Below are 13,250 nucleotides of genomic sequence, written 5' to 3' on the forward strand. Positions count from 1 at the left end.
CTTACATACCCAATTTTTCGAAAATCTTACCAAGCTTCTCTTCCAGGGTAGCAGCAGTAAATGGTTTAACTACATAGCCACTAGCACCAGCCTGTGCCGCAGCAATAATATTTTCTTTTTTCGCTTCTGCCGTTACCATCAATACAGGGAGCTTTGAGAGCGCCCCATCTGCGCGAATAGTTTGTAACAACTCCAAACCATCCATATTTGGCATATTCCAGTCAGAAATGACGAAATCGAAAGCACCAGCACGAAGTTTATTCAACGCATCCGCACCATCTTCCGCCTCTTCTACGTTATTAAAGCCCAGTTCTTTCAGTAGGTTACGGACAATTCGGCGCATTGTCGAAAAATCATCCACTACTAAAAATCTGAGTTCTTTGTCGGCCATACCTACTCCTAAAATATTAATTGCTCACCGAGAGCTGCTTATATACGTAATGCCTGTCCGGCAGAGATTTGAGCCAGCATTCGCTGACTAACCTGGTGCAAATCAACTACTTCGTCGACGCCCCCCATCGCGATAGCTTCACGTGGCATGCCAAATACCACACAACTCGCTTCGTTTTGCGCCAGGGTATAAGCGCCAGCTTGATGGAGCTCCAGCATACCGGCAGCGCCATCATTTCCCATACCTGTAAGGATAACCCCTACAGCGTTACGTCCGGCAAATTGTGCAACCGAACGAAATAATACATCAACCGATGGACGGTGGCGGTTAACCGGCGGACCATCATTCAAACGTACCTGATAGTTAGCCCCGCTACGTGCCAACTCAAGGTGACGTGCACCAGGTGCAATATAAGCATGTCCAGGCAATACACGCTCTCCATCTTCAGCCTCTTTCACCGTAATCTGGCATAGCTTATTTAACCGCTCGGCAAAAGATTTGGTAAAGCCTGGTGGCATATGTTGGGTAATCAACAATGCAGGGCTTGTTGGTGGCAAAGGCTGTAAAACATGACGAATTGCCTCCGTCCCGCCAGTTGATGCACCGATTGCGATCAACTTTTCACTACTCAACAGTGGCATATGCTGAATAATTTTCGTCGGTTCGTTTGTCGAGCTACGCTGGGGTAAACGGGCCTTCGCAGCCATACGTATCTTTTCAGCGATCAACTCGCTGTATGCCAGCATGCCTTCACGGATACCTAATTGCGGTTTTGTAACGAAATCAATAGCCCCTAATTCCAGAGCTCGTAATGTAATCTCCGATCCTTTTCCGGTTAGAGACGACACCATCACGACAGGCATTGGACGTAAGCGCATGAGTTTTTCTAAAAAATCCAACCCGTCCATACGAGGCATTTCAACGTCTAACGTCAAAACCTGAGGATTAAATTTCTTAATCAGGTCACGGGCAACTAAAGGATCGGGCGCGGTTGCAACCACTTCCATATCTGGATGGCTATTAATTATTTCAGTCATGATCTGACGCATAAGGGCAGAGTCATCAACGCATAATACTTTAATTTTGCTCATTATCTTTCCTTAGCCAGCCCATAAACAGTTTGTCCACGCAAATAAAACTCCCGACTGATCTGACTGAAGTTCTCTGAATGTCCAGCGAATAGCAATCCACCCGGTTTAAGCATCGGAACAAATCGACGCAGAATACGTTCTTGCGTTTCTTTATCGAAATAAATCATGATATTACGGCAGAAGATCGCATCAAATGGCCCCGGTACCGGCCAGTCTGGAGCCAGCAAGTTTAGTTGTTGAAAATGCACCATTGACGCCAAATCAGGACGCACACGCACAAGTCCACTGTGCGGCCCTGTGCCACGTAAGAAAAATCGCTGTAATTGTTGTGGAGAGAGAGAACGCAACTCTTCCTGACGATATATGCCCGCCGTCGCTTTCTCCAATACTTGGGTATCGATGTCACTCGCCCAAACCTGGCAACCGCTCGCTTTATTTCCAAGCACTTCTGCAAGTGTCATCGCCAGAGAATAAGGTTCTTCTCCTGTCGATGCTGCCGTACTCCAAATGGTATAGCCATTTGGACGCTTGCGGGCGTGTTCGGCCAAAATTGGAAAATGATGGGCCTCTCGAAAAAAAGCCGTTAGGTTGGTGGTGAGTGCATTGATAAACGCCTGCCATTCCGCGCTATTTGAATCAGATTCAAGCAGCGCCAGATATTGGCCAAAATCATTTATTCCAAGCAGGCGCAAACGTCTGACCAGACGGTTATAGACCATCTCTCTTTTATGATCGGCCAGAACGATACCAGCACGTTGATATATTAACTGGCTGATTCGCCGGAAATGAACATCCGACAACGGCAACCTGTCAACCATCTGCGTCAGGATAGAAGCAGATTCAGGGCGATTTTGCGATGGTGTACTTTTCATATCAAACCGCTCGAATATTGATTGTTGCTATATTTTTTTTCAATCTGAACATGTCCTTACAACGATTGCAGGTTTACTTCATTGTCATTTGCCGGGTTATCACCCGGCACTCGCACTGGCAATATTTTTCTCAAATTATCAATCAATTAAAAATGAAAAACCGTCTCTCTAAAACCCGTACGATCAGATAGAAATGCATTCAGTTTAAATGCAACATGTCCAGATAACTATCTCAACAACTCACCCGTGCTACGCTGCCCAATCAGAACGTTTCCCAATTGTCAGTAGAGGCACCTTCTTTCATTTTCTTACCTGTCTGAGCAGAAGACGCTAATAAAGCCGGCTTCTGCGCACTTACCGTAGATGCCGCTGCACCTCGATTATACGTGGCATCAGAAAGATGGAATGCGGCAACCGCTTCGTTCAAGATACGAACTTGTTCTTCCAGTGCCGTCGCTGCCGACGCAGACTCCTCAACCAGTGCGGAGTTCTGCTGCGTGACCAAATCCATCTCAGTAATCGCCTGTCCGACCTGATCAATACCTTTACTTTGCTCATCAGAAGCCGATGCTATTTCGCCCATGATGTCCGTCACTCTGGTGACTGCGCTAACGATCTCGCCCATCGTTTCACCCGCGCTTTCAACCAATACAGATCCTTCATCGACACGGCTAACAGAATCTTCAATCAAAGTTTTAATTTCTTTTGCCGCCTGGGCGCTACGCTGCGCCAAATTACGAACCTCACCAGCAACAACCGCAAAACCGCGACCTTGCTCCCCTGCTCTGGCTGCTTCTACGGCGGCGTTCAACGCCAAAATATTGGTTTGAAATGCAATACCATCAATTACGCTGGTGATATCAGCAATTTTTTGTGAGCTTCCGGCAATATTGTGCATGGTTTTCACCACATTATCGACAACCTTACCACCTCTCTGCGCGGTTTCAGAAGCGCTCAACGCTAGTTGGCTGGCCTGGCGTGCATTTTCCGCATTCTGCTTCACCGTTGCGGTCAGTTGTTCCATGCTCGCTGCGGTTTCTTCCAAGGCCGCGGCCTGCTGCTCCGTACGAGAAGAGAGATCGTTATTTCCTGCACTGATTTCAGTTGCACCGGTATAGATCGCATCCGCTCCATGCCGAACGGCACTTACCGTTGTGACGAATTCACTCTGCATACGCCGAATACTCTCAGCCAGAATGCCCATCTCATTTTTACTCTGAAAATCAATAGATTTAGTAAGATCGCCTTTCGCAAGATGGCTAATATGCTTCACAATATTATTTAGCGGGCTAATTAATATCTGTTGAATACCAAACCAAACGATAAGTACTAAAGTGAAAACAATGGCGATAATCGTCACTAAAATCCACAAAGCTGAATCATAAGCTGCGTCATTTTTAGCGATACCTTCTGCATACAACTTATCGCTGTCAGCCTTATAAGCGTAATACGCCTTTTCAAAATTATCCTGATAGCCTTGGGTTGGCTGTTCAATAAACTTCTTTAATTCTCCCGCATCTAAAAATGCAATTAACTCAGTCAAAGCAGCGTTTAAAACAACATAATTCTCTTTAACGGTATTCGCGGCATTCGCATCCTGGCGGCTATTAAGCGGAACGCTCTCATACTTGGAAAAGTATTCACTTGCCATCGAAAGCTGCCTTCTTGCAGAAGACAAAAGTTCTTTCCCTGAGACGCCAGTACCACCTCCAGTGGAGTCCAGTGCAAAACGGCTACCGGCCCGATTAAGCGTATTACGCGTTTGTAACAAGTATGACCACGCTGAATCCAGTTCCGATTTTTTTTGATTAATAACCTGAGTTGAAACAAAAACATCTTTGTCATTCTTTAACGCATTAAAGAATAAACCACCTGAAATAAGCTGGAGAGTGCCAAATAACCCCAATACAAGCATCAAACCTGTAACAATTTTTATACGATTAAACATATCAAGCCTTTTATGCAGACTAACTACCGACCATATCGGCATCTTTTGGGATATCTTTATGACATTTTGAATTGAAGAGCAATGCAGAGGCTAAAGATAGGCGATTGGGCCATGAAGATGGCCCAATAAAACCTGAAAAACATCAAACTTTCATTATGCTGTCGACTAACGCCATTTCTTCACTACTCAACAATTTTTCAATATCAACCAAAATCAGCATTCTTTCACCTAAAGAACCCAACCCTGTTAAATATTCAGTTGATAAAGTAACCGCAAACTCTGGCGCAGGACGAATTTGATCGGCAGTTAATGACAGAACGTCGGATACACCATCCACAACGATCCCAACAACGCGCTGACCAAGATTCAACACGATAACAACCGTATTATCATCGTAATCCACTTCTTGTTGCGCAAATTTTATACGTAAATCAACGATGGGAACAATGACACCACGCAGATTCGTTACGCCTTTAATAAAAGTAGGAGTATTAGCAATACGTGTGACCTGATCATAACCACGTATTTCCTGTACTTTTAAAATATCAACACCGTATTCTTCGTCACCCAGTGTAAAAATTAAGAATTCCTGTCCTACAGTTTCACCGGCTAGTTTCGTGACGTTTGCAAGTCCAGTCATGTTTTTCACCCTTTAATCAATCAACTATCTGTTTTGTTATTAAGCAGCGGTTTCAACCACACGCTTCTCACGATTAAGCGCCTGCAACGCTGAAACATCCACAATCAGCGCAACACTACCATCACCCAAAATAGTAGCGGCTGAAACACCTGGCACCTTGCGATAATTACTTTCCAAATTTTTAACAACGACCTGATGCTGCCCAATCAATTGATCCACTAATAAGGCATAACGTCGACCCGCACTTTGCAAAATCACAACGATCCCTTGAGTCGCATCGGTTTTAGCACCATCCACGTCAAAAATATGATACAGCTCAACCAATGGGAGGTACTCTCCGCGAACTTGCAGAACACGCTCACCACCCGCCAATGGGTATAAATCTTCAGCCTGCGGTTGTAATGACTCCATCACCGCATTAAGCGGCAGGATAAACACCTCGTTATTCACTTTCACCGACATACCATCAAGGATGGCCAACGTCAGAGGTAATAAGATACGAATAGTGGTTCCTTTGCCCGCCTGGAAATGAATCTCGACATGTCCACCCATTTCCTGAATATTACGTTTTACCACATCCATACCAACGCCACGGCCGGAAACATCGGTCACTTTCTCCGCGGTTGAAAAACCTGGCGCAAAAATCAACATGCCAATTTCTTCATCTGACATGCTATCGCTAACCGAAAGCCCTTGAGAAATGGCTTTCGCCAAAATTCGCTCACGATTAAGACCAGCACCGTCGTCAACGACCTCAATGCAAATATTCCCGCCCTGATGCTCAGCTGACAAGGTTAAATTACCCACCGCTGATTTTCCCGCTGCAATACGTTTTTCAGGCGATTCGATACCATGATCCAGGCTATTACGGACAAGGTGCGTAAGCGGGTCAATAATACGTTCGATCAGGCTCTTATCCAGCTCCGTCGAACTTCCTTGCAGCGTCAACTCCACTTGCTTATCCAATTTGGCAGCAAGATCCCGAACCAAACGCGGGAAACGACTGAATACGTATTCCATTGGCATCATACGAATCGACATGACCGACTCTTGCAAGTCACGGGCGTTACGCTCCAATTGCCCCATGCTATTCAATAAATCACCATGAGCAACGGGATCAAGCTCACTTGAACGCTGCGCCAACATCGATTGAGTAATAACCAACTCACCAACCAGGTTAATTAGCTGATCCACCTTCTCTACCGCAACACGAATACTCGTATCCCCTGCTTTGGTTCTATTTTTTGACGCATCATGAGCGGGGGCTTTCGGTGCGGCTGAAGGTGTCGTTGATGGTGTTGCAACAGGAACGACTTCTGCTACTGGTGCTGGTGTTTCTGCCTCAGACACGGCTTCCGCTACGGGTTCATTATCTGTGGCAGGATGAAAATGGATTTGCTCAGGTTCAAGCACAAAACACAATACAGCACTGATATCATCAGCACTTTCAGATGTCACCAGCGTTACCTCAACACTGGTATCCGTCTGATAAGGATCTTTCACTGTCCCCAGGTTCCCCAACTCCTCTAACATCTGAGGGATTTCCTGGGGTTTGAGGCCAGTGAGCTCTATCCGCATCTCACCGTTTCCAGCCGCCGTTGCTGGCGCATTGGATACCGAACTTGCTGTATTTCCTACGGCAGACTGACTCTGAGCCACATTGCTTTCAGCCTGAGACTCTAATGCCAGTTGGCGCAGAGCCTGACAGATATACTCAAAGCTCTCGGCATTGGGTTCCTGTGCGGTTTTATAAGCGTCCAACTGATCCTGCATGATGTCTTTTGTTTCCAGAAACAGGTTAATGATATCAGTGCTGAGACGCATTTCACCGCGCCGTGCACCATCTAATAAATTTTCTAAAAGGTGGGTGGTTTCCTGTAATACAGTAAAACCGAACGTCCCTGCGCCCCCTTTTATTGAATGAGCGGCCCGAAAGATGGCGTTCATTTGTTCCATATCTGGCGCCTGAGGATCTAACAGCAGCAAATGCTGTTCCATATCCGCCAATAATTCGTCTGCTTCATCAAAGAATGTTTGATAGAAAGCGCTCATATCCATGCTCACGTGGTCACCTCTACTGTGAATCGCGACTTATTGGGAAGGTGTCGCCTGACTATCCGGCGCAGCAGGCAACGCAGTAGTCGGCTGTTGACGCTCTGGAGCAGGAACTCCATTAACGGGTTGTGGTGGAATCTCACCCCCCCCACTCATATTATTACTATTTTCGGCAGCCGGAGTGGGAGGTTTAGGATTTTCCAGCTCCATATTTTGTAAACTTTCGACTTTATCGATCATCTCCGCAGAACTCTCGGCGTTTTCATTTTCAATACTCGTCTGAGCTTGTTTATTCAGTACAAGCAAGCTGATACGCCGATTGATCGCATCACTACCAGCAGCAGACTGTTTCAGTTTCATTGTCGCAGCCATACCCACGACGCGAAGCACTTTACCTTCCGACAATCCACCAACAAGCAATTCTCTACGCGACGAATTCGCGCGATCGGCAGAAAGTTCCCAGTTGCTATAGCCACGCTCGCCCATCGCATACTGAACATCATCCGTATGGCCGGAAATACTCAATTTATTAGGAATATCATTCAGGATAGGCGCAATAGCACGCAAAATATCCCGCATATAAGGCTCAACCTGCGCACTCCCCGTCTTAAACATCGGTCGATTCTGGCTATCAATAATTTGAATACGCAGCCCTTCATCAATCATTTCAATTAACAGATGTGGACGTAAGGCTCGCAGTCGAGGGTCAGCTTCGATAAGTTGATCAAGTCTTTCACGCAGTTTATTCAGCCGAATGTCATCCATTTTAGCGTCTGGCGTATCCATTTTGATCGTTCTTTTGACCTCACCTTCTTGCTGGGTTGGATCATTCCCACCACCAGGAATTGGGCTTGAACTCTCACTGACTTTTGAACCTGACGTCAAAGCAACTTTTAACGGCGTACGAAAATATTCGGCAATTTGCACAAGTTGTGCGGGTGAGGAAATCGCGATCAGCCACATGACCAGAAACAGTGCCATCATCGCGGTCATGAAGTCAGCGTAGGCAATTTTCCAAGAGCCGCCGTGATGAGCGCCATGCCCAGATTTACGCTTTTTGCGAATAATCGGATGCTGGTGTTTCATGCGTCACTGTCCGACGCCTGCTGAGCCGGAGCCTTCACGCGGCGAATGTGTTCTTCCAGTTCGGTAAAGGAAGGACGTTCCGTGGAATACAATGTTTTACGGCCAAATTCAACTGCGATCTGCGGGGCATAGCCGTTCAGGCTGGAAAGCAATGTCACTTTGACACACTGCAATATCTTTATTTTTTCTGCATTTTTCTGACGAAGCAACGAAGCCAATGGCGAAACAAAGCCATAAGCCAGCAAAATACCCAAGAAGGTTCCCACCATGGCATGTGCAATCATCATCCCCAACTCGGCAGCGGGGCGATCAACATAAGCCAGCGAGTGCACAACCCCCATTACCGCCGCAACAATACCAAATGCTGGAAGCGCGTCACCTACCAAGTTCAGGCTCGTTGCCGGCACTTCACTCTCGTGTTCAACAGTCTCAATCTCTTCATCCATCAGCGTTTCAATTTCAAACGCATTCATGTTGCCACTCACCATCAAGCGCAAATAATCGGTGATAAACTCAACGAGCATGGTATCGGACAGAACACTGGGATAACTGGAGAAAATTTCACTTTCGCGGGGGTTATCAATATCAAATTCCAGAGACAACATCCCTTGCTGACGGGATTTGGCCATCAGGCGAAACATCAACGCCATCAGATCCATGTACAACGCTTTGTTATATTTTGATTTTTTGACTAATAACGGTAAGGCTCGTAGAGTCCCTTTGATCGCTTTACCGTTGTTACCAACGATAAAGGCCCCAATCGCAGATCCCGCGATAATCAACACTTCAGAAGGTTGATAGAGCGCACCCAAGGCCCCACCGACCATGAGATAACCGCCGAGTATCGAGCCCACAATGACGAGATAACCCAATATAACCAGCACAAGCAATCCTTATAATAAAAAAGGTGGGCGGAAGATAAGACAAAAACGCAGTGGATGTCGCCAGGAATTACTTGAGGAGAAATCTATCACTGTCCTTAATAACAAACAGTGATAGATTCACAAATCGCTACCAGGCTCAGACTGCGTGTTTTACCTGTTCATCCAGCAGTTGAGGTATTATATCGGCAAGATTTTGCGAAAGTTTACGCCTTTTTACGGCTCTGGAGGGTGGTTGACACAGACTACAAACAAAACTGTTTTTAGGCTGATGAGCATGGGTGATAAACATACCGTTACAGCAATTACATGCAGAAAGCTGTAACATTCCACTATCAACAAATCTAACCAGCGTCCAAGCTCGGGTCAACGCCAACAGCGGCGAATCACTTTGTGGTGAACATTGTTCTAAATAAAGGCGATAAGATTTAATCACCGCTTCTACGCCGCTACACTGACCGCTCTTTAACAAGAAGCTGTATGCATTGTAGAACATTGATGAATGAATATTCTGTTCCCAGGTCATAAACCAATCCGTTGAAAATGGTAACATTCCCTTTGGCGGCGGACTTCCTCTAAGTTCTTTATACAGCTTAATCAAACGTCCACGGCTTAGCTGTGTTTCACTTTCCAACATCTGCAAGCGAGCTCCAAGAGAAATGAGCTCCATCGCTAACTGAATGTCTTTTGCTTCCTGAACAATACTTTTTTCCGCCATTACTATGCCCTTTTCTTAGGCAAGTTTTCTTCTTTCGAAGTTAACTGTTGTAATAAGTGGCTCGACAGCAAAATTCCTGTATGGATCTGCTGTAAATCATCCACACGCGATTCTTGTGTCAAGAGTTTGATTGTATTGTGATCATTAAAACGGAAATGACATATCAGCTGATTAGTTTCTGCTAATTTTACCATCTGCGGTAAAGTCAATTGCATCAACATATCGGCCATTGTTTCATCAATGCCCAAGCGAAACATCGCAGAGGCCTTTTCATCATTAATTAAACGTTGTGCCAGTAACAAATAAGACAGATTAATGTCATAAATGTGTTTGAGTAATTCAGAGGTACCCATATTTCCCATCCCGACAGGCTATGTTTAAAACATAAGTTAGGTGATAGACCATATCGCCCAGTTCAAAAATCACTCTCCATTGATGGCATAAAAAACTATCAGTGCCAGATACTAGTTACTACATTTGCATTTCTTATTAGGACAATAACGCGGTTTACTGCTGCCAACTTCACTCGTTCTACTTTGAGTCCATTCGTCCTTTACGCTTCGGAATGCATCATAAAAATCACCCTACTCAAAGCATAGGATTAATCCTAAAACAGAGCAACTGTACCGCCTAATCCGTAGCACATACAACGCGAGCAGATGGTGATTTTAGTAATTGTGTGATGTATATCACACTTTTGAGCAATTTACAGGTAATTTTGTATTAAATAAGAGCACTCAAATACACATTTTTAATTCAAAAAACTGTATTAAACGTTACATAAAAAGTTAAAAATAACATGCAATAAAAACAATTCGCTTGCTATCCAAATGATAGATAAATGTTTTTTCAATACCTCTCATATAGTCCTAGTATAGCTACGTCTATATTCCTTACCTAAAACTTATGTTTTTAACCAAAACGTTTCTTATCTCACATTTTGAAGTAGTATCCAGCCACTTTCTACCCGCCAGAGACAACATGGAGATACGCTCATGAACAACTTTGAATACTACAACCCAACAAGGATTCTCTTCGGACAGGAGAAAATTGCCAATATCACACAACATATTCCCGAGAATGCAAAAGTTCTTATTACTTACGGTGGAAATAGCGCACAAAAGTACGGCACGCTGGACGAGGTCAGAACGGCATTGGGAAAACGTGATTATATTGAATTTGGTGGAATCGAAGCCAATCCCCATGTTGATACACTAATGAAAGCAGCCGAACTCGCTAAAGAAAAGAATATTGATTTCCTGCTTGCTGTCGGTGGTGGTTCGGTCGTAGATGGAACAAAGTTTATCGCGGCCGCCGTTTATCATCACGATACTTGGGATACCTGGATCAAAAAACGGCCAATCACTAAAGCATTACCTTTAGGATGCGTGATGACCCTACCCGCAACAGGTTCTGAGATGAACGCCACCGCCGTCGTTTCCAATACAGAACTGGGCGTAAAAGCAGGTTATAACCATCCGTTATTGTTTCCTAAGTTCGCCGTTCTCGACCCCAAAAAATCATATACATTACCTGAGCGACAAGTCGCTAACGGTGTTGTTGATGCATTCGTTCATGTCATAGAACAATATTTGACCTATCCCGTTTACGGAAAAGTACAAGATCGATTTGCTGAAGGGCTTTTATTAACACTAATAGAAGAAGGCCCGAAAGCATTAAGCGATCCGCAAAATTATGATGTTCGGGCCACAATAACATGGAGTGCAACTCTTGCATTAAATGGGTTGATTGGCGCAGGTGTTCCCCAAGATTGGGCGACACACCGTATCGGACACCAATTAACTGCGTTATATGGACTTGATCATGCACAAACATTGGCCGTCCTTCTGCCAGCATTACTCCATGTTCAGAAAGAAAAGAAACACCAGAAATTGCTACAATATGCAGAACGTGTTTGGCAATTGACCGAAGGTAATGCTGACCAGCGCATTCAACAAGCAATTAACAAGACCCGGGAATTTTTCGAATTAATGGGTTTAAAAACACACATGAGAGATTATGGTTTATCTGAAGACGCCATTGAAGAAATGATAGTCAGCCTGAATGAGTTTAATATTCTTCCTCAGGGTGAGCATCAGGATATTAATGAATCTGTTGCCAGAGAAATCCTGAGATTAAGCTATTAATAAATGAAATATTGTAAGTATTGACCAGCCAACGACTGGCTTTGAGTGAGAGACTGAATGTCTCTCACTTCATCCCGATGAACTCACTCAGTTGGGTGACAAGCCCGCCAAGAGCAGATTTGAGCACCACGCCCGCTGCGATATGAAGCATGGCGGGGAATAAAACTACGCGCCTTTCTTGATAACTTTATTAACCAACGCAATACCTGAGCAAACTAAAACTAATGCTAATAAATATTTTAGTTCAAAAATACTTTCATCCAGGAACAGAGCGGAAAGTACAGCACCGGAAACTGGAATGAGGAAATTAAACGGTGCTATCATACCAACCCGATTATATTTTAATAACAGACTCCATAATGAAAACGCGACCGATGATAATAGGACCAGGTACCCCAGCATAAACGCAGCTTTCCAACTATCAATAGACAACCCACCACCGCTGCCATAACCAGAAATAGTCAGGATAATTCCGCCAATCGCTAATTGGTATCCGGTCATTACCGTCGGATCCATCGTTTGTGATATTCTTTTGCCATAAATTGTCGCCGCAGATAAAATAAATGCAGCAATAACGACAAATCCTTCACCGAGTAACGTAAAATTAAAATCCATGATGTCATGGTTTAAATTAACCACTAAGACGCCAATAAATCCTAGTAGGCAACCAATAGATTTATTAACGTTCAGCTTGTCATTTTTATAAATATAATGGGCAAGTAAAACACTAAAAAACGTACTGGACGCGTTCATGATCGATCCCTTAACGCCCGTCGTGTACGCTAATCCGATGTAGAAAAAAACATACTGTAGCGCGGTCTGAAACGTTCCCAGAATGGTTAATTGCATCACCTGCCCTGACTGAAAGCGCCCGATAGAACGACCACTCAGCACTGCCAGCAACAATAGCAACAACCCTGCAAAGGTAAACCGATATCCAGCAAACACCAGTTTCCCTGGAATATCATTATCTGCAATATAAAATAGCTCATAACCATTTTTAATTGCCGGATATGCGCTCCCCCATAGTAGACAACATAATGTCGCTATAAAAAAAACGACTTTTTTATTGGTAAAATAATGAGCATTCTTTTCCAAAATAATTTTCCTTGAAAGACAAAAAATTAAAATACCAGCACGCTTTCAAAAAGCCTGGCATCAGTCATTCTTATTTTCTTTGCGACAAACCGTACCAATTGTATGATTTACCGGCAACTTTGTCTTACTTTTTTTCCAATAAGTTGAAAACGTGATCAAGATCCCGTCGAATCATATTAAGGTTTATCAAGATTTGCCGATTGTATTTTATATTGACGATTTAGGGAATACCCCCACCTTTTATAGTGATTGTCAACCCAGGAACGCCAATACCACTGGTTGGTAGTATGGTCAATTATATACCCTAAATAATTCGAGTTGCA

General features: G+C 44.3%; 12 protein-coding genes. 1 reads left to right on the forward strand and 11 read right to left on the reverse strand.

All coding sequences use genetic code 11. The features are described from left to right. Position 1: 1 nt before the first annotated feature. From cheY to flhD, 10 genes are all read right to left on the reverse strand, one after another. Positions 2 to 391, reverse strand: coding sequence for a chemotaxis response regulator CheY (cheY, locus tag ACKPVM_RS04515; protein ID WP_409307259.1), 390 nt, complete (start codon positions 389 to 391; stop codon positions 2 to 4). A 38-nt stretch (positions 392 to 429) separates the two neighbouring features. Next, entirely contained in the window at positions 430 to 1,482 is a 1,053-nt protein-coding gene (locus tag ACKPVM_RS04520; RefSeq protein WP_409307261.1) for a protein-glutamate methylesterase/protein-glutamine glutaminase, read from the reverse strand. After that, positions 1,482 to 2,354 (reverse strand): protein-glutamate O-methyltransferase CheR, encoded by an 873-nt coding sequence (gene cheR, locus ACKPVM_RS04525; protein ID WP_409307262.1) that lies wholly within the window; start codon positions 2,352 to 2,354, stop codon positions 1,482 to 1,484. Before cheR ends, ACKPVM_RS04520 begins: the two co-directional genes overlap by 1 nt. A gap of 262 nt (positions 2,355 to 2,616) precedes the next feature. Continuing rightward, the gene (locus ACKPVM_RS04530; RefSeq protein WP_409307264.1) at positions 2,617 to 4,302 is read right to left on the reverse strand and encodes a methyl-accepting chemotaxis protein; all 1,686 of its coding nucleotides are present in this window, start codon (positions 4,300 to 4,302) and stop codon (positions 2,617 to 2,619) included. Positions 4,303 to 4,444: 142 nt separating this feature from the next. Further along, positions 4,445 to 4,942: a chemotaxis protein CheW gene (cheW, locus tag ACKPVM_RS04535; RefSeq protein WP_409307266.1), complete on the reverse strand. Its 498-nt coding sequence runs from the start codon at positions 4,940 to 4,942 to the stop codon at positions 4,445 to 4,447. A 39-nt stretch (positions 4,943 to 4,981) separates the two neighbouring features. Continuing rightward, on the reverse strand, positions 4,982 to 6,994 hold the full coding sequence (cheA, locus tag ACKPVM_RS04540) for a chemotaxis protein CheA (RefSeq protein ID WP_409307397.1): 2,013 nt from the start codon (positions 6,992 to 6,994) through the stop codon (positions 4,982 to 4,984). Positions 6,995 to 7,033: 39 nt separating this feature from the next. After that, on the reverse strand, positions 7,034 to 8,083 hold the full coding sequence (gene motB, locus ACKPVM_RS04545) for a flagellar motor protein MotB (RefSeq protein ID WP_409307268.1): 1,050 nt from the start codon (positions 8,081 to 8,083) through the stop codon (positions 7,034 to 7,036). Further along, positions 8,080 to 8,967: a flagellar motor stator protein MotA gene (motA, locus tag ACKPVM_RS04550; RefSeq protein WP_409307270.1), complete on the reverse strand. Its 888-nt coding sequence runs from the start codon at positions 8,965 to 8,967 to the stop codon at positions 8,080 to 8,082. The genes motB and motA overlap by 4 nt, the downstream gene beginning before the upstream one ends. A 136-nt stretch (positions 8,968 to 9,103) precedes the next feature. Then, positions 9,104 to 9,682, reverse strand: coding sequence for a flagellar transcriptional regulator FlhC (gene flhC, locus ACKPVM_RS04555; protein WP_409307272.1), 579 nt, complete (start codon positions 9,680 to 9,682; stop codon positions 9,104 to 9,106). A 2-nt stretch (positions 9,683 to 9,684) separates the two neighbouring features. Next, the gene (gene flhD, locus ACKPVM_RS04560) at positions 9,685 to 10,035 is read right to left on the reverse strand and encodes a flagellar transcriptional regulator FlhD (protein ID WP_409307273.1); all 351 of its coding nucleotides are present in this window, start codon (positions 10,033 to 10,035) and stop codon (positions 9,685 to 9,687) included. A gap of 642 nt (positions 10,036 to 10,677) precedes the next feature. On the opposite strand from flhD, the gene ACKPVM_RS04565 reads away from it, so the two are divergent. Next, the gene (locus tag ACKPVM_RS04565; RefSeq protein WP_409307275.1) at positions 10,678 to 11,829 is read left to right on the forward strand and encodes an iron-containing alcohol dehydrogenase; all 1,152 of its coding nucleotides are present in this window, start codon (positions 10,678 to 10,680) and stop codon (positions 11,827 to 11,829) included. 165 nt (positions 11,830 to 11,994) lie between these two features. Here ACKPVM_RS04565 and ACKPVM_RS04570 read toward each other — a convergent pair whose 3' ends face one another. After that, the gene (locus ACKPVM_RS04570; protein WP_409307277.1) at positions 11,995 to 12,927 is read right to left on the reverse strand and encodes a DMT family transporter; all 933 of its coding nucleotides are present in this window, start codon (positions 12,925 to 12,927) and stop codon (positions 11,995 to 11,997) included. Positions 12,928 to 13,250: the final 323 nt, after the last annotated feature.

It is taken from the genome of Pectobacterium hainanensis (assembly GCF_046237015.1).
In the GTDB taxonomy this organism is placed as follows: Bacteria; Pseudomonadota; Gammaproteobacteria; order Enterobacterales; family Enterobacteriaceae; genus JBJYIN01.